At 67.8% G+C, this 17,520-nt stretch carries 17 protein-coding genes; 8 read left to right on the top strand and 9 right to left on the bottom strand.

The window, feature by feature from the left end:
* Positions 1-9: 9 nt before the first annotated feature.
* Entirely contained in the window at positions 10-1,149 is a 1,140-nt protein-coding gene (locus EV646_RS34355; protein WP_132156159.1) for a hypothetical protein, read from the bottom strand.
* Between the two features lie 419 nt (positions 1,150-1,568).
* Positions 1,569-2,468 (bottom strand): LysR family transcriptional regulator, encoded by a 900-nt coding sequence (locus tag EV646_RS34350; protein WP_132156157.1) that lies wholly within the window; start codon positions 2,466-2,468, stop codon positions 1,569-1,571.
* A 358-nt stretch (positions 2,469-2,826) separates the two neighbouring features.
* Here EV646_RS34350 and EV646_RS34345 point away from each other — a divergent pair, with 358 nt between their 5' ends.
* Complete coding sequence (locus EV646_RS34345; protein ID WP_132156155.1) at positions 2,827-3,720, top strand: LysR family transcriptional regulator; 894 nt, start codon at positions 2,827-2,829, stop codon at positions 3,718-3,720.
* A 180-nt stretch (positions 3,721-3,900) separates the two neighbouring features.
* On the opposite strand, the gene EV646_RS34340 is transcribed toward EV646_RS34345, so the two are convergent.
* From EV646_RS34340 to tdh, 7 genes are all read right to left on the bottom strand, one after another.
* Positions 3,901-4,725: an aldo/keto reductase gene (locus EV646_RS34340; protein ID WP_132156153.1), complete on the bottom strand. Its 825-nt coding sequence runs from the start codon at positions 4,723-4,725 to the stop codon at positions 3,901-3,903.
* A gap of 62 nt (positions 4,726-4,787) precedes the next feature.
* Positions 4,788-5,873 carry a winged helix DNA-binding domain-containing protein gene (locus EV646_RS34335; protein ID WP_132156151.1) on the bottom strand — a complete coding sequence of 362 codons (1,086 nt, stop codon included), beginning with the start codon at positions 5,871-5,873 and terminating at the stop codon, positions 4,788-4,790.
* Positions 5,874-5,905: 32 nt separating this feature from the next.
* A complete protein-coding gene (locus tag EV646_RS34330; RefSeq protein WP_132156149.1) occupies positions 5,906-6,316 on the bottom strand; it encodes a type II toxin-antitoxin system VapC family toxin in 411 nt (136 codons plus the stop codon).
* Complete coding sequence (locus EV646_RS34325) at positions 6,316-6,585, bottom strand: ribbon-helix-helix protein, CopG family (protein WP_241996522.1); 270 nt, start codon at positions 6,583-6,585, stop codon at positions 6,316-6,318. Before EV646_RS34325 ends, EV646_RS34330 begins: the two co-directional genes overlap by 1 nt.
* A gap of 53 nt (positions 6,586-6,638) precedes the next feature.
* Positions 6,639-7,064, bottom strand: coding sequence for a hypothetical protein (locus EV646_RS34320; protein WP_132156145.1), 426 nt, complete (start codon positions 7,062-7,064; stop codon positions 6,639-6,641).
* Between the two features lie 175 nt (positions 7,065-7,239).
* On the bottom strand, positions 7,240-8,421 hold the full coding sequence (locus tag EV646_RS34315) for a glycine C-acetyltransferase (RefSeq protein WP_132156143.1): 1,182 nt from the start codon (positions 8,419-8,421) through the stop codon (positions 7,240-7,242).
* Positions 8,421-9,470 carry an L-threonine 3-dehydrogenase gene (gene tdh / locus EV646_RS34310; RefSeq protein ID WP_132156141.1) on the bottom strand — a complete coding sequence of 350 codons (1,050 nt, stop codon included), beginning with the start codon at positions 9,468-9,470 and terminating at the stop codon, positions 8,421-8,423. The genes EV646_RS34315 and tdh overlap by 1 nt, the downstream gene beginning before the upstream one ends.
* A 108-nt stretch (positions 9,471-9,578) precedes the next feature.
* Between tdh and EV646_RS34305 the strand changes: the two genes are divergently transcribed.
* The 7 genes from EV646_RS34305 (at position 9,579) to EV646_RS34275 (ending at position 17,487) form a co-directional block, all read left to right on the top strand.
* Positions 9,579-10,199 carry a class E sortase gene (locus EV646_RS34305; protein WP_132156139.1) on the top strand — a complete coding sequence of 207 codons (621 nt, stop codon included), beginning with the start codon at positions 9,579-9,581 and terminating at the stop codon, positions 10,197-10,199.
* A 28-nt stretch (positions 10,200-10,227) separates the two neighbouring features.
* The gene (gene pyrE / locus EV646_RS34300) at positions 10,228-10,773 is read left to right on the top strand and encodes an orotate phosphoribosyltransferase (protein ID WP_132156137.1); all 546 of its coding nucleotides are present in this window, start codon (positions 10,228-10,230) and stop codon (positions 10,771-10,773) included.
* Complete coding sequence (locus EV646_RS34295; protein WP_199237363.1) at positions 10,773-11,546, top strand: DUF3137 domain-containing protein; 774 nt, start codon at positions 10,773-10,775, stop codon at positions 11,544-11,546. The genes pyrE and EV646_RS34295 overlap by 1 nt, the downstream gene beginning before the upstream one ends.
* A 69-nt stretch (positions 11,547-11,615) precedes the next feature.
* The gene (locus EV646_RS34290) at positions 11,616-12,428 is read left to right on the top strand and encodes a LemA family protein (protein ID WP_241996510.1); all 813 of its coding nucleotides are present in this window, start codon (positions 11,616-11,618) and stop codon (positions 12,426-12,428) included.
* A 218-nt stretch (positions 12,429-12,646) separates the two neighbouring features.
* Complete coding sequence (locus tag EV646_RS34285; protein WP_132156135.1) at positions 12,647-15,628, top strand: AfsR/SARP family transcriptional regulator; 2,982 nt, start codon at positions 12,647-12,649, stop codon at positions 15,626-15,628.
* 163 nt (positions 15,629-15,791) lie between these two features.
* Positions 15,792-16,184, top strand: a complete 393-nt coding sequence (locus tag EV646_RS34280; RefSeq protein WP_241996509.1) for a hypothetical protein — start codon at positions 15,792-15,794, stop codon at positions 16,182-16,184.
* A gap of 70 nt (positions 16,185-16,254) precedes the next feature.
* On the top strand, positions 16,255-17,487 hold the full coding sequence (locus EV646_RS34275; RefSeq protein ID WP_132156133.1) for a hypothetical protein: 1,233 nt from the start codon (positions 16,255-16,257) through the stop codon (positions 17,485-17,487).
* Positions 17,488-17,520: the final 33 nt, after the last annotated feature.

Below are 17,520 nucleotides of genomic sequence, written 5' to 3'. Positions count from 1 at the left end.
TCGTGCCGATCAGTTGCTCGGGGTTTCCGACGGAGAGGTGGTCTCAGTCGCGGAGTCATCAGGGGTCTCGGTCTGGAGGGACTCCCACTCGGTGCCTCTGGTCTGCAGGCCGAGGTTGAGCCTCTCCGTCGTGATGGTGGCCTGTACCATCGGCCAGCTGGTGATCCCGCCTTCGCGCACCACCGTGGTCGTCACCAGCCACTGCCCGACATAGGCAGCGCGAGGCAGCACATCCAGGTTCTTGGTCAGCCAGTCAGCGGCTTCCTGCAGGCTCGGGTCGATCGCGACCGCGCGCGGGATCAGTAGCTTCGCACCGCGGGCGTTCTCCGCCGGTACTTTGGCGTGCGCGCCCTCCAACACGATCGTCGAGATGCCCTCGCCCTCGTCGACCGCCACCAGGTCGGCGGTCGCGCCGGCGATCGAACCGTCTTCCTCCTTGACCTTGAAGGCGGGGTCGGTGCACTCCAAAGCCTTGCGCGCGGTGCCCCACTTGTCCCGGTCGGAGAACTTGCACTGCAGCTTCGCCGCCTGGAGCGGAGCCAGCGCCTTCTCCTTGCTGATCTTCAGCGGCAGCGCACTCGAGATCAGTGGCTTGGCCGGGGTCCAGCCCTTGACGGCCAGATACTTGCCGGAGTCGCCGTTGTCGACGACCTTGCCCCATTCCAACGTCTCGCCGTCAGCTGCGAACACGGCGGCATCGGTGGCTGGAAGCACCGCCCCGGCGAGTAGCTTCTCGTACGCGGCCTTGTCCTCGTACGGGCCGCCGGCCCAAACGTTGGCGAGCACCACCGTGCCCTGCGCGTCCGACGCGTACCGGAGGATGCCCTGCGCGACAAGGGCCGAGCCATACTCGTCTTTCCTCTGCTTGGTTGCCGAGCACAACCGCAGGTCCAGTTGGGCGTCGCTGCTCTTGGAGCATTGGAACCCGGTCGCCGTCAGCTTCTGCTGGACGCGATCGGCCTGGCCGGGGTCGGCTTTCCAATCGCCAGTCAGGCCCGCTGGCGTCGGCGTACTCTCCGCGGGCGTCGACGTACTCTCCCTCGCCGGCGACCCGCTGGCGTTGGGCTGGTCCGAACCACACGCCACCAGGGCGGCACTCAACACTATCGCCGCCGCGGTAGCACCGGCGCGCCGGAGCTGCGAACCCATCTCAATCCACCTTTCTCGTCGTTCCGAACACGGACGGTGAGCATACTGGTCTAGAAGGCTTATCAGGCTCGTTTCGTCACCCTTTTGCATCAACCTGCAATTGGTGCTGTCCGGACCACCCGGGGCTCTGAACCAACTCGGGCTCGGTGGCGTCCTGAGAACAACATCGAACGAGAAGGCTGGGGCCGTGAACGGACGGGGACTGCGGCGGGTGACCGTGGTGGCTGGGGTGGTTGTGGTGGGGTGGAGCTTGGTGGCCTGTGGCAACCAGTCGGGATGCCTCTGGCACCCAATGGCTGACCCGGTACGACGACACCCGCGCGGCCAAGGCGGCGTACGAACAGATTCCGCGAAATGGGCAAAGGCATCGCGGTCACTCACTTCGAAACCCTCACGCGCACGGCGGCCGCCCGCCTGCGCTAGAGCTTCTCGGCGACCTCGGTCAGTACGGCGAGAGTCGCGGTGACCAGCGGGTGGTCGGCGCGGCTTGGGCGGACGGCGGCGTACACACGTCTGGTCGGCGCTGGTTCGGGGAGCGGGCGGATGAGGGCGAGCGTCGGCGACGGTACGGCGAGACGCGGGACGAGCGAGACGCCGGCGCCGGCGGCGACCAGTGCGGCGACGGCGCGGAAGTCGTCGGACTGATGGACGACACGGGGCTGGAAGCAGGCCTGTTCACAGGCGAGCAGGACGACATCGCGGATCGGGTTGCCGGGGGACGGCATCACCCAGTCGTCGGCCGCGAGCATGGGCAGCTCGATCGTGCTTGCCGCGGCAGCCGGGTGTGTCGGTGGCAGTACGGCGACGAATGGCTCGGCGTACAAGGGGATCTGGCGCAGGCGTTGGTCGTCCGGGCGGGGTGAGCCGCGGTGCTCGACGGCGATGGCGAGGTCCGCGTCGCCGTCGAGGAGCTGGGTGATGCCTTGGTGCCCTTCGGCGTCACGGATGACCAGGCTGAGGCCGGGGTTCGTCTCGCGGAGGCGGGCCAGAGCGGGTGCGACGAGCAGGCTGATCGCGGTGGCGAAGGCGGTGACGCGGACCTCGCCGGTGGTGCCGTTCGCGTGCAGGCGCATGGCTTGTTCGGCGCGTTCGACCTCGGTCAGGATCGCGTCGGTGTGGGCGAGCAGGAGACGGCCGGCCGAGGTGATCGCGACCCGGCGGCCGCGGCGCTCGAGCAGTTCCTGACCGACCTCGGACTCCAGCGCCGCCAGTTGTTGCGAAACCGCCGAGGGCGTCAGGTGCAGCACCTCGGCGGCCGCGGTCACGGTGCCGTGATCAGCAAGCGCGCGCAGCACCCGCAACCTTCGAACCTCGATCACGAACCTCACCCTCGCACAACCCAGCCGCGGCCTCCCCGTCCGGGAGCGCTTTGCGGAAAGAAGTAGCCGCCAGGCGCTCATTTGTTTCCGCAAAGGGAGCTTCCGGCGCGGGCTGCCGGCGAAGCAGGCCGCGTACCGCGCGCAGCGGGTGGCGGCGTGGTCGCCGCGGCACGGGTGGGACGACCGGGGCGTTCGGGAGAGCGGAGTGGGTCTGCTCGTGGACTGCTTTGATGACGGAGAACGGGATGTACGTCACGGTGGTGGTTCCTTTCGACTCTTCGACGGTAGGAACTCGCACCTTGATACGTCCAATGAAAGTTCTTCGCAGAGTTGATGTGTCTGGTGCATGATCTGAGGTATGGAACTGCGTCAGCTCAGGTCGTTCGTGGTGGTGGCCGAGGAGATGAACGTCGGCCGCGCCGCCGTACGGCTGCATCTGACCCAGCCGTCGCTCAGCCGGCAGATCGCGGCTCTGGAACACGATCTCGGGGTCGAGCTCTTCGCCCGGGTACGACGCCGGTTCGTGCTGACCGCGGCGGGTGAGACCTTCCTGGCCGACGCGAAGGATCTGTTGCGGCGATCGGATGAGGCTGTTCGTACGGCGCAGCGGACTCAGCGCGGAGAGCTCGGGACCCTGCGGTTGCGCTTCGTCCAGTCGGCGACCTTCGAGGTGCTGCCGCGGCTGCTGGGTGCGTTCCGGCAGGCCTATCCGGAGGTGGTGCTCGATCTGGAGAGCGTGACGACCATCCGGCAGACCGAGGCATTGCGCGACGGCCGGATCGACGTCGGTCTGATGCGGCCGGCGACTCCTGAGGGCGCGCGTACCACGGCTGGTCCTACGGCAGGCCTACTGACGCGCGTGGTGTCGAACGACCCGCTGCTGGCTGTGCTTCCGGCCCGGCATCGGCTGGTACGGCGTAAGCGGATCAGGCTCGAGGAACTCGCGGAGGACCCGTTCGTGTTCTACACGCGGTCGAGCGGACCCGCCGTACACGACACGATCGTCGGCTACTGCCGCGCGGCCGGGTTCACGCCGCGGATCGAGCAGGAGGCGGCCGACGTACAGACGATCGTGTCGCTGGTGGCGGCGGGGCTCGGGGTCTCACTGCTCATCGGCCCGACCCCGCCGTCGAACCCGGATGCGGTCGTCTACCGCGAGTTGTCCGACGACCTACCACCTTGGCAACTCTCCGTAGCCTGGTCCCCGGACAACCGCTCCCCAGTCCTCGCCCGCTTCCTCGACCTGCTGTAGCCCCCATATCTCTCCCACCCGGCACGGCCCCATTTGATGGGTTCACCCATCAAGTTGTGGGTTACCCGTCGCCATGCGATGGGCGAACCCACAAGCTGATGGGTGAACCCATCAAATGGGCCGGGGTGGAGCCGGGACGTGGACCAGGGCTGTTGTCGCGGCGGGGTGGGATGGGGTGGGTCAGCCGAAGACGTCCGGGTCGCCGCCGGTGCGGACGCCGGTTTCGAGGTCGGCGATCGTGGCCATGTCGTCGTTGTCGAGCTGGAAGTCGAACACCTCGATGTTCTCCTTGATCCGGCTCGGCGTCTTCGACTTCGGGATCACCACGTTGCCCAGCTGAAGGTGCCAGCGGATGACCACCTGGGCCGGCGTCTTGCCGTGCTTGTCCGCGATCGTTCGCAAAGCCGGCTGCGCGAGGAGCTCGCCTTGAGCCAGCGGGCTCCACGCCTGCGTGACGATGTCGTTCTCCGCGTTGAACGCGCGCAGTTCGTCCTGCGGGAGCGCCGGGTGCAGCTCGATCTGGTTCACCGCCGGCCGGAGTTCGGTCTCCTCGAACAGCCGCCGCAGCGCCGGCTCGTGGAAGTTCGACACGCCGATCGCGCGCACCCGCTTGTCGGCGTACAACTGCTCGAACGCCTTCCACGTCTCGACGTACTTGTCCTTCTGCAGCGACTGCCAGTGGATCAGGTACAGGTCGACGTACGCCAGACCGAGTCGCTCCAGGCTCGCGTCGAACGCCTTCAAGGTGGTGTCGTAGCCCTGGTCGCTGTTCCACAGCTTGGTGGTGACGAACAGCTCGTCGCGAGGCAGGTCGGATGCGGCGATCGCCCGCCCGACGCCGGATTCGTTGCCGTAGATGGCCGCGGTGTCGATGTGCCGGTAGCCGGCCTCGAACGCGGTCGTGACGACGTCGCTGACGATCTCGTCCTCGATCTGCCAGACCCCCAGGCCCAGCTGCGGGATCTCGACGCCGTTGTCCAGAGTGATGGTGGGGACTGTGCTCATTTGTCCATTCCACCGGGCCGGAGGGCTCTGTCCCAGTCATCTGACGTGTGACAACAACCTCATTAACCGGCAGTAACCACCTCATAGGCCTTGGCATCGGGCTCGAGAAAGCGCAGCAGCCCGTCGCCTTCACGCTCCAGCTCCGCCGCGACCTTCTTCGTCGTACGCCCGAACGGAGTCAGCGTGAGAGTTGCCACACCACGCTTCTTCTCGGCTGTCCACAGACCGGCGACCAGGCCGTCGACGGTGTAGGTCGCCTTGACCCGGAGATTCTTCGTGTACACGGCGGGCTTGTGCTCATCGGCGATGATCCGCTCGCGTTTCGCGTGCGCGAGCAGCAGGTTGTCGAACTCCGGCAGGAACCGCACGGGCGCGGGGGTGTCCGGGTCAGGCCGCGGTGCATCCGGTACGTCGTACAGGGTCTTCCCGCTGTCGTCGGTGAACTGCTCCAGCTCCAGTTCGTCGAACAACGGCTTCGCCTTCTGCAGCCCGGACCATGTCTGGAAGTCAGCCGGTGTCGCCGGCCCGAACGCCTCCAGATACCGCACGACCAGCTCCCCCGGTACGGCGTTCTGTTCGACGGGGGAGCCGAGCCAGTCCTCGGCCGGGGTGAACCGCGCGTTCGCGGGCCAGGACCAACGCGCGTCGGTCGGGTAGATCACCAATGGCACCATCATCCGGGTGCAGAACCCGAGCGCCCGCTCGTTCACCCCCGGGAACTTCTCCTGCAACGCGTTCCGCACCTCGGTGAACGTCAACGGCTCCTTCTTCAGCAGCGCCCGGGCAGCCTTGATCACCTTTGCCGGCTCAAGCCCCTCACCCCGATCCCCAAGCACCTTCAGCCCCGCCTCCAGCACCGGAGCCAGGGTGCTGCGGAAGCGCAGATAGTCGTCGGCGGTCACCAGATGCAAGGTCCCGCGAAACAACGTCGCCCGCACCACTTCGCGATCCTGAACCGCCTGATCGAGTTGCCCCTCCTCGAACCCGTCGACTCGCGACCACAACCCGACGTACGGATGCTTAGGCTCCTGCCCCTGCATCCCCACCAGCCTGGCGACCCCCTCAACCGCCGACACCTCCGCCCGCCCAAGCAACATCTGCCGAGCCAACGTCGCCCGATTGACCGCCTGTGCACTCAGCTTCGCCATACCCGCATCCTGCCCGGCGGCGCCGACAAATGTCAGTTGCGACCAGGCGACTCGACGGCGAGAGAGTTGCGGCGGCACGCGTCCGCCAGCCGATCGTCGTACGTGACGACAAGATCGGCGTCGATCAGCACCGCAGTCGCGAGGTGGAGCGCATCGAGGCTGCGCAGTATCAGCGGTTCGATCCGGCGGGCGACACTGACCACCTCCGCGGTCATCGGACGCTCGTCGACGCCGGACATCGCGCCGTCGATCAAGTCGCCGGCGCCGGCCGGCGACTTCACCCGCGCAAGGACAGCGCGGGAGACCTCGACCAAGGCCAGTGAAGACGATGCGAGCAGATCACCCTGCTGATAGTGCACATCGAGGAAATCCACCAGCTCGGCGGATTCCTCCTCGACGATCACTCGCTTGATCAGGGCGCTGCTGTCGACGTACAGCCGCATCAGAAACGGTCGTCTCGATCGAGCAGTTCGAGGCTAGTGGTCCCCTTGGGCAGGCGAAGCCTCGGCGTCACCTTGCGGTACGCCACGCGAGCCGGCTGCACTGTTCGCGCGGCTCTTGCCCGTTCCCGGTCGCTCGTCTGAGTCTCGTCCTCGGTGAGGTGGAGATGGCGGCCGATGGCTTCGCGCACGATCTCCTGCTGAGACCGGCCGGTGCGGTCAGCTTCAGCCTGGAGCGCCGAGGCGATCTCAGGAGGAAGCCGCAGATTCATCGCCACGCAGCCATGGTACCGCAAGTGGTGCCACGCATGGCACCACCTCCGACTCAGCTGTAGTCCTTCTCGTCGTACTTCGGGAGGCCCAGGAGGCGGCGGATTTCGGCGGCCGGGGCCTTGCCGCTCTCGGCCGAGGCAAGCTTCACGTGCCGCGCCATGTCCGAGAGGCTGTCGGCCGCGGCGACCTGCAACCAGTGTGGGCGAGCCGCGGCATCGGCTTTTGCCAGCGCTCGGATCTGCTTGTTGACCTTCGTCGGCCAGGCGATCAGGAGCAGTTGCCGCGACTCAGTCAGGTTCGCGGCGGCCACCGCTCGAGCCTGTGCCTGCAGCGTTGACACCGACGCGCCGCTGTTGGCTGCCTTCTCGAACCGCTCCAGCGCCACGTTGTACGGCCGTGTCACCGCCAGATACCTCTTGCCGGCGGCAGCCACACTCAGCCGCGCAGGCGTCGTGGTGACGACCGGAGCACTACGCACAACACTGGGCTTCGCGGTCGGCCCGGCGGAGGAACTCGGACTCGCCGCAACCGGCGCCTCGCCACCACCCCCACCACATCCCGCGACTGCCCACAAACCCGCAACCGCAGCAACAACCAGCACCCGACGCATGGCCCTCCCTCACCCGGACGAACCGGATCACCCTAGGGCAGGGTCAGGTGAGGGCGGCGCGGGCCTCGATGAAGGCGGCTATGGCTCGCTCGACGTCTTCGGTGGAGTGGGCTGCTGAGAGTTGGACGCGGATGCGGGCCTTGCCGTGGGGGACGACGGGGTAGGAGAAGCCGATCACGTAGACGCCGAGTTCGAGGAGTTTGTCGGCCAGGCGGCCGGCTTCGGCGGCGTCGCCGATCATCACCGGGGAGATCGGGTGATCGCCCGGGAGTACGTCGAAGCCGGCCTCGGCCATCTTCGAGCGGAACAGCTTGGTGTTGGCGGTGAGCTTGTCGCGTAGGTCACTGGAGCCGCCGATGAGTTCGAGGGCCTTCAGCGACGCGGCGGTGACCGACGGCGCGAGGGAGTTGGAGAACAGGTACGGACGGGAGCGCTGCCGCAGCAACTCGACGATTTCGCGCCGCCCCGAGACGTAACCGCCGGATGCCCCGCCAAGTGCCTTGCCGAGCGTGCCCGTGAGTACGTCGACGCGGTCCTTCACGCCGAACAGCGACGGCGTACCGGCGCCGTCCGGGCCGACGAAGCCGACCGCATGCGAGTCGTCCACCATGACCAGGGCGTCGTACCGGTCGGCCAGGTCGCAGATCTCGTCCAGCGGCGCGACGTACCCGTCCATCGAGAAGACGCCGTCGGTGGCGATCAGCCGGTAGCGGGCATCGGCGGCGTCCTTGAGTTGGGCCTCGAGGTCGCCCATGTCCCGGTTCTTGTAGCGGTAGCGCTTGGCCTTCGACAGGCGGATGCCGTCGATGATGCTGGCGTGGTTGAGCTCGTCGGAGATGACCGCGTCCTCGGCGCCGAGGAGGGTCTCGAACAGGCCGCCGTTCGCGTCGAAGCAGGAGCTGTAGAGGATGGTGTCCTCACTGCCCAGGAAGTTGCTCAGGGCACCTTCCAGGTCCTTGTGGATCTGTTGCGTGCCGCAGATGAAACGTACGGACGCCATCCCGAAACCCCACTGGTCCAACGCCTCCCGAGCCGCGGCGATCACTTCAGGGTGGTCGGCCAGGCCGAGGTAGTTGTTCGCGCAGAAGTTCAGAACTTCTTTGCCACTAGCAACGGAAATCGACGCTTGCTGCGGTGAGGTGATCACCCGCTCGGACTTGTACAGCCCGCCGTCCCGGATCTCGCCGATGGTCGCCGTCAGGTCGTCCCGCATCCGCCCGAACATCAGTGCTTCTCCTCCAGGGATTCCGTCGTCCAGTCCATGATCACCTTGCCGCACTGCCCCTGCCGGGCGACGTCGAAGGCATGCTCGAAGTCGCCGTACCCGAACCGGTGGGTGATCACCGGCGTCAGGTCCAGCCCGCGCTCCAGCATGACCGACATCGAGTACCAGGTCTCGAACATCTCCCGGCCGTAGATGCCCTTGATCGTCAGCATGTTGAGCACCACCGTGCTCCAGTCGATCGCGATCTCGTCGGACGGCAGCCCGAGCATCGCGATCCGGCCGCCGTGGGTCATGTTGGCGAGCATGTCGCGCAGCGCGGCCGGCTGCCCGGACATCTCCATCCCGACGTCGAACCCTTCGCGCATGCCCAGGCTCTGCTGCGCCTCCGCGATGCTCTCCGAACCGACATTCACCGCCCGGGTGACACCGATCTTCCGGGCCAGGTCCAGCCGGTACTCCGACAGGTCGGTGATGACGACATTGCGAGCGCCGGCGTGCAGAGCCACCGCTGCGGCCATCACACCGATCGGCCCGGCGCCGGTGATCAGCACGTCCTCACCGACCAGCGGGAAAGACAGTGCCGTGTGTACGGCGTTCCCGAACGGATCGAAGATCGCGGCCACATCCAGGTCGACCGGGTCCTTGTGAACCCAGGCGTTGCTCGCGGGCAGAGCGACGTACTCGGCGAAGGCTCCGGGGACATGGACGCCGAGACCTCGGGTCTTGATGCAGAGGTGCCGGCGGCCTGCGCGGCAGTTGCGGCAGCGGCCACAGACCAGGTGACCCTCGCCGCTGACCAGGTCACCGACAGCGACATCGCGGACACCGACGCCGATCTCGACCACCTCGCCGCAGAACTCGTGCCCGGTCACCATCGGCACCGGCACGTTCTTCTGCGCCCAGTGATCCCAGCTCTGGATGTGCAGGTCGGTGCCGCACAAGCCCGTCCGCAGCACTTTGATCAGGACCTGGTCGGCCTCGATCTTCGGCTCGGGGACATCCTGCAACCACAGACCGGGCTTCGCCTCGGCCTTCACGAGCGCCTTCACCGCGCACCTCCACCTTTGACGATCGTCCACATCGTCGTCCCGGGCAACCACCGGCGTCCATCGACACGTCGTGCAAAGGCTTTACAGATCGCCTGCATACTTGTCGCCATGCGGGGAGTGGTACGGGGACTGGGCGTCGTCTTGCTGGTGGCTGGAATCGGCCTGCTCGGGTGGGTCGGCTGGCAGTACTTCGGGACGGGCGTCACCTCGAACCAGAAGATGGGCGAGGCGCAGAACTCCCTGCGCGCGCAGTGGAAGACGCCGGCCGTTTCGAAACCTGCAACGGGTGATCCGATCGTGCTGCTGCGGATCCCCAGGTTCGGCAAGGACTGGGAGAAGCCGGTCGTGGAAGGGATCGGCAAGGACGATCTCGCCCGCGGCATCGGGCACTACCCGCGGACGCAGCTGCCAGGCCAGCCGGGGAACTTCGCGATCGCCGGGCACCGCGTCACCCACGGCTCGCCGTTCCGCAGACTCCTCGAGCTGCGCAAGGGCGACGAGGCGATCGTCGAGACCGCCGACGCCGTCTACACCTACGAGCTCGACGGCTCCCCGCGCGACCTGACCGTCAAGCCAACCGACAACTGGGTCCTCGAACCCGTCCCCGGCAAACCGGACGAAACCCCGGCCCAGTCGATCATCACCCTGACCACTTGCCAGGACTTGTTCCGCTCTCCGGACAGATCAGTTGCCTTCGGTCACTTGGTGAAGGTGAGCAGGAAGTCGTGAGCTGCACTGTGTTCTAGGCTGGTTGGCCATGAGCTTCGATCGGGACAGTCTGCTGGAACAGGTGAAAACCAAGGCCGTCGTACACGGCCGGGTGACGTTGGCGTCGGGGAAGGAAGCCGACTACTACGTCGACCTGCGCCGGATCACACTGGACGCGGCCGCGGCGCCGCTGATCGGCCCGGCGATGCTCGAACTGACCAAGGATCTCGAGTACGACGCCGTCGGCGGCCTCACGCTCGGCGCCGACCCGGTCGCGATGTCGATGCTGCACGCGGCCGCGCAGGAGGGCCGCAAGCTGGACGCGTTCGTCGTACGCAAGGCGGAGAAGACGCACGGCCTGCAGCGGCGGATTGAAGGGCCCGACGTGAAGGGCCGACGGGTTCTTGCTGTTGAGGACACGTCCACCACTGGCGGCTCGGTGCTCACCGCGGTCGAGGCGCTGCGCGAGGCCGGTGCCGAGGTGGTCGCGGTCGCGGTGATCGTGGATCGCGCGACCGGTGCGCAGGAGCGGGTGGAGTCGGAGGGGTTGGAGTACCGGGCCGTGTTCGGGCTCGAGGAACTGGGTCTCGGCTGATGGATCTCAACCCCGCGGTCATGATCCCGCTCGTCATCCTCGTCGGCGTCGGGATCTTCTACTTCAACTACATGGCGGTGAAGAAACGGCGCGAGATGTTCGCCGGGTTCGCGGCCCAGCACGGCTGGTCGTTCGTCCCTTCCAACAACTCGCTGGCCCGGCAGTGGAGCGGTACGCCGTTCCAGACCGGAGACAACCGGCGTGCGGCGAACGTGCTGTCCGGCGCGTTCAACGGTCACCAGATGGTTGCCTTCGACTACAGCTACCAGACCCACTCGACCGACTCGAAGGGCAACCGTACGACGACCACGCACAAGTTCGGCGTCGTCGTACTGCAGCTACCGGGTGCGTTGCCGCATCTGGAGGTCACCCACGAGGGCATCTTCGGCGGGGCGGTGGCGAACGCGTTCGGCTTCCGCGACATCCAGTTCGAGAGCGACCAGTTCAACCGGAAGTTCCGGGTGAAGGCCGACGACGAGCGGTTCGGGCACGCGGTGGTGACGCCGCGGATGATGGAGCTGCTGCTCGCCCGCGGCGAGATCGGCTGGCGGATCGAGGGCAACTCGCTGGTCGGCTGGGACAAGGGCGCCCACAACCCGGCCGAGGTGATGAACCGGCTCTCGCTGCTCCAGGGCGTCGTCGAGCAGGTCCCGCCGTACGTCTGGACCGACTACGCCGGCATCGACCCGCGCCAGCAGGCACCAATCCAGCAGGCCCCAATCCAGCAGGCTCCGGTTCCTCAACAGCAGCCTCCGGGTAATCCGCAGCAGTAGCGGGACCCCGGACCCGAGGCACCGTTAGAGTCGCTTCCAGGCCCACAGCCAACACTCGGGAGCAGGGAAATGCTGACTTTCGTCATCATCGCGATCGTTGCGGTTGTCGTGATTCTGGGAATCGCGCTGATCGTGTCGTACAACCGGTTCGTCAAGCAGCGGAACCTGATCCAGGAGTCCTGGCGGCAGATCGACGTCGAGCTGCACCGCCGCTACGACCTGATCCCGAACCTGGTCGAGACCGTCCGGGCGTACGCCGCGCACGAGCGGCACGTGTTCGAGGAGGTCGCCCGGCTGCGCACCCAGGCGGTCAACGTGCAGGGCGCGACCCCGGAGCAGCGGGCCGCGGCGGAGGGTGAGCTGTCCGGTGCGCTGCGGCAGATGATGATCTCGGTGGAGGCCTACCCGCAGCTGCAGTCGAACCAGAACTTCCTCAACCTGCAGCGCGAGCTGACCGACACCGAGGACCGGATCGCGGCCGGCCGGCGGTTCTACAACGCGAACGTCGGCGACTACAACACCCGGATCGAGGCGTTCCCGTCGAACGTGATCGCGAACTCGTTCAAGTTCGAGAAGGCCGGCTACTTCGAAGTGAAGGACGAGCAGGTCCGCTCGGTCCCGCAGGTCTCGTTCGGCACCATCGGCTCGGTCGCCGGTGAGCAGGCGCCGCCGCAGATGCAGCCGGGGGCGCAGTCGTCCGGTCAGATCCACCCGCAGATGCCGGGTGATCAGGGCAACTACTCCGGTGGCCAGCTGCCGCCGGCTCAAGCGCCGTACCAAGGCCAGCAGGCGCCGTACCAGGGTCAGCCACCGGTGGGCGGCCCGCCTGCGGGTTCCCCCAGCCCGCAGGACGGCCAGCCGCCCTTCACCGGTGGCCAGTAGGCACCGGTCCCCGTAATCCAGGACCCCCGATCCCGGACTCCCATCCAGTGCCAGGCCCGGTTGCGACGGCGGTCAAGTCGCCGCTCCCGGGCCTGCCCTCCCCCCGGTACCTGGTGTCAACAGTGCCGCAGTGAGATACATCCGGCGTACATCGGGCTTCCCGGCGGATACAGCGGGATGCCACGATAGGTCGGTTCAACACAGGAGAGGGCAGCGGAGTGGACAGTCTGAGGTACGGAATCCTCGGACCCCTGCGCCTCTTCCACGCCCAGGGCCAGCCACTCCGGGCCAGCAAGCCGAAGCAGTTGCTGGCCACGCTGCTCCTGCACCCGAACCGGTTCGTCTCGACCGATCTGATCGCCGACGCGCTCTGGGAGAACAGCCCGCCCCGCTCCGCCACAGCGAACATCAGGACCTACGTACGGGCGCTCAGAGGCGTACTGCAGGAGGCCGGGCTGCCTGCACCGATCGACACCTCCGCCGCTGGCTACAGCATCGAGGTGGGTGTCGACGAGCTCGACGCCAGCCTGTTCGAGTCGCTGCTCGCAGAGGGCGGCCACCTCCGTCACGCCGGTGACGACCGTCAGGCGATGCAGGTGCTGTCTCGCGCGTACTCGCTCTGGCGCGGTCGCCCGCTGGAGGACCTGCCGATCCCCGCCGCCTGGGAGGGCTCGCTTGCCCGCCTCGAAGCGCAGCACCGCGGCCTGGTCGACGCACTCCTCGACCTCCGGCTGGAGCACGGCGACGCGAGCGGTGCGGCAGTTCTGCTCAGCGCCCGCCTCACAGAGGACCCGTACGACGAGCAGATGTGGCGGCGACTGGTAGATGCCCTCCTGGCGGCGGGTCGGGTCGGTGAAGCCCGAGCGGCGTACACGAAGGCGGTCCAGACCCTTGCCGACGAGCTGGACATCAAGCCCGGCCCCGAGCTCGAAGCCGCCGGTGCCCGCGCCGAGAACGGCCGCTCCGCCAACTGGCCGAACCCTGGCATCCCCTCCGACCGTATGACGGAACGCCCCGGGCCGGAGGCACCACCGGGACCGATGGCAGCGCCGGAGCTGACCAATCCGCTGCGGCCACCGAGCCAGCTGCCCCTCGACTTGCCCGACTTCAGCGGTCGGCAGGACCACCTTGGGCAGCTACGCGACCTGGTCTGCGGTCGCGACCCGGTTCGCCCGCCGATCGCGGTCATCTCCGGCGCACCTGGCACCGGTAAGACGTCGCTCGCCGTGCGACTGGGGCATCTGGTCCGTGAGTCGTTCCCGGACGGGCAGATCTATCTGGACATGCACGGCGCGACCCAGCCGCGGGATCCGGCCGCTGCGCTCACCGATCTGCTGCTCAGCCTCAACCTGCCCGACTACGCGATCCCAACCGACCCCGAGCGCCGGTCGGCAATGCTGCGATCCGAGCTGGCCAGCCGCCGGGTGCTGATCATCCTCGACGACGTCGCCACGGCCGGTCAGGTGTCGCCGCTGATGCCGGGCACCGGCGCGTCGGCCGTTGTCATCACCAGCCGCAACCGCCTGATGGATCTGGCCGGCGCGGACAGCCTGCCGCTCGACACGTTCGACGACGGCGAGGCCGCCGCGCTGCTCGAACTGGTCGCCGGCACCGGTCGGGTGGATCGCGGATCCTCGGCCGCTCTCGAGATCCTGTCCGCCTGTGGAAACCTGCCGTTGGCAATCAGGATTGTCGGCAGCCGGCTGGCCCAGCGGCCCGATCTCAGCCCCCGCGAGCTGGCCCGCCGGTTGCGCGACGAGACCTCGCGGCTGGACGAGCTCAGCATCGGCGAGCTCGCCGTACGCACCAGTGCGGATCTCAGCTACGACGCGCTCAGCCCGGAGGAGGCCCGGCTGTATCGGCTGATCGGCCACTTCGCGGTCGGCGTGTTCTCGGCCCGCGCGCTGGAGGCGGTCGCGTCGCCGGCCTCGGTACGACGCAGCCTGGACCGGCTGATCGAAGTCAACCTGGTCCGGATCAGCTCGGTCGACCACCGAGGTACGGCGCGTTACCGGGTGCACGATCTGCTTCGGCTGCACGCGATCGGCGTCGGTGACGAGGAGCAGAAGGCGCAGGCGGTGCGGGACCTGACGACCGTGCTCGACGCGATCCTGAACAAGATCCGCCGGGCCAACGCCGCGCTGGCCTTCGAGTACTTCGGCGTCATGGAGCACACCGGGCCGCTGACCGCACCCGATCCGTCGCCGTTCACCGAGACCGATGCGATCGCGTGGTTCGACAGCGAGCGCAGTACGTTCGTGCCCGCGATCCGGGCCGCGGCGCAGAACGGGTTGCACGATCACGCCTGGCGGATCGCATCCGCGTGGGCGCCGTACCTGGACATGCGGGCTGGTTTCGACGACTGGAACAGCTCTCACCAACAGGGTCTGCTCAGCGCGATGGCCTGTGGAGACCGTCACGGCGAGGCGATCATGCATCGCAACCTGGGCCAGCTCGCGCTCTACCAGGACGACTGGGACAACGCTTGGCGGCACTTCAACGAGGCCGTACGGGCGTTCGCCGAGGTCGGCGACCGGATCGGCGAAGGCGTCGCTGCCGTCGGCCTTGGTACCTGGCTGCGCGAACGCGGCGACCAAGCTGCGGGGCTGGCGCAGTACGAGAAGGCGATCGAGGCCTTTGTGGAGGTAGGCAACGCGAACGGGGAAGCGCTGGCTCGGACTGCCGCTGCGAACGTCTGGCTGGCTCGCGGCGACACCGTGACGGCCGGGCGCTACCTGGCTCAGGCGTTCCTGCTCGGCGTACGGCTCGGCGACAACCACCGCGAAGCCAAGGTACGGCGCCGGATCGCGGCGCTGCGGGCTCGACAGGGGCGCTACGACCAGGCCGTTCGCCAGTTGCAGAACGCGCTGGCGATCTTCAACGGCATGGGCGACGACCACTGCGCGGCGTACACGCGGGCTGAGCTCGGGCACGCGCTGATGGAGCGCGGCGAGGTCGCCGCGGCTCGCAAGATGCTGCTCGACTCCATCGACATCGGGCATCGATTGGGTGACCGCAGTGTCGAGGGTGCGGCGGCGCAGCACCTCGGGCAGCTGTACGCGTCCACGGGCAACGTCGACTCTGCACGTCGTACTCTCAACCGGGCCGCGCGAGTGTGGCAGCAGGCCGGTAACGACGAGCGGGCTGCCGAGTGCCGCCGCGCGCTGGCCACCTTCGACTCCACGGTGGCTGCGGGCTGACCGCACCGGCTTGCTGTACGGGCGAATCCGTCGTACGCGGGCTGAGTCCGTCGTACTGCGACGGTGAGTAATGTACGGCGGCTGTATCCGGCTGCGACACCATTTGTTCATGCCACGGCGGGCCGGCGGACGGGGGACGGATATGGCCTGGGGGGAGGTTGTTGTGGAGCGCGGCCAGATGCCCGCGCGGGTGTCGAACCCGCGCGACACTGAGGCGGCGCTGACCTGGCAGCTGGAACGGTTGGGGTCGACGGCCTGGCAGGACTGGACGTTGAAGTTCCAGCGGATGGCCTTCGGTTACGCCCGGGACAGCGGCTGGCACGACGCGGCCGACGCGGTGCGGTGGCTCGATCATCACGCCCTGCTGTGCGAAGGGGCGGCGCCACGGGGAGCCCTGGTCTGGTACCAGGCGGCGGACCGGATCCGGGTGGCCTGTTCACTCGGCTCCGGTCAGGTGGTCGGCCCGCTACCGCACGGCCCGGTCGAGATCGCCACCCTCGCCACCCTCAGCACGGACTGGATTTGGTCGGAGCCCCACTTCCCGTTCGGCAACTGACTGGCGTGTGACGGCGGACACTGTCCGCCAGTGGCGGCTTTGGATCCCGTGGTCGGCAGAATGTCCGCTCATGGGAGAGATCGACGCCGCTACGCGGGCGCCCGCACAACCGGTCCGCCACGGAGTCCGGCTCTTGGCCCGCCAACGGTTCGGGGCCACCTGGGGATGGGCCCGGCTGCTGCTGGCGAAGAACTGGGCGATCATCGCCGGTACGGCGTTGTCGATCATCGGCGTACTCGGTCTCGGTGTAGACACCCTCGGCTCCGGTGTCATCGCGGTGGTACTGGCGGTCATCGGTCTGATCCCGCTGGTCAGCGACTGGATCGACGTACGGCAGGAACTGCGCGACCTCTACACGATCGACCATCCGGTACCGGACGTCGTTCTGGACGGTGACTGGGAGGTCGTCCGCTGTGCGCAGGGCCGCGTGGTCACCAGCCCGTCGATCGACCGGAGTCTGGACCGGCCATTCGTACTCGAGTCACGCCCGTACGTGCTGCCGCCGGACCTTGCGGCGATCAAGCCGGCCGTGATCGCGCTGGCCCGGTCGCAGCGGGCGCGGACGGCGGCCCCGCCGTTCGACGGGCTGAACATCAGGCTCGGCGGCGATCCTGATCCGGCCGGCGGCGAGGTCCACCTGCAGCAGGTGCGGTACTTCGACATGATGGCGTCGAACTACCTGGCCGGTCAGCAGTGGCTGAGCCGGCGGATGGGGCGCGTGGTCGCGGACATCACCCGGCATCTGGTCGCTGGCGATGGGCGGCTGATTCCGCTGAGCGACACCGAGCTTGGCAACCAGGTCGGCGTCTCCACGGTCGCACTGACCTCCGACGGCTGGATGCTGCTGGTCCACCAGGGGGTGGCGTCGCGGTCCTCGGCCGGGCTGGTGGCGCCGAGCGGTTCGGGCAGTCTGGAGCCGGTAGACCTCGCCGGGCGGGACCGGCTGCCGGATGCCATCGCTGCAGGGATGGAGCGGGAGCTTCGCGAGGAGCTCGGCCTGGTCAGCACGGCCATGCGCGACGTACGGATCGAGACCGAGGTGCTCGGGTACGGCCGGTGGCTGGAGAAGGGCGCCAAGCCGGAGTTCTACGGCGTCAGCCGCATCCACGCGGCGATGCGCGACCTCGACGTACGAATCGACCTGTCCGAACGCCAGTTCGTCAGCAAACACGTCCGCCTCAGACCAGCCGACGTCCAGCGCCTCCTCGCCGGCGCCCCCTTCGAATCCCTCGCCCAGGGAGTCCCCTCAGTCCCCCTAGAACTCTGCCTAACCCACCTCCGCACAAAGCTCGGTGCTGCCTGACCCCGCTTGGCGCAGTGCCGGGCTCGCTGGCAG

This window comes from Kribbella antiqua (assembly GCF_004345665.1).
In the GTDB taxonomy this organism is placed as follows: Bacteria; Actinomycetota; Actinomycetes; order Propionibacteriales; family Kribbellaceae; genus Kribbella; species Kribbella antiqua.
This window is presented reverse-complemented; position numbering and strand designations above follow the sequence as displayed.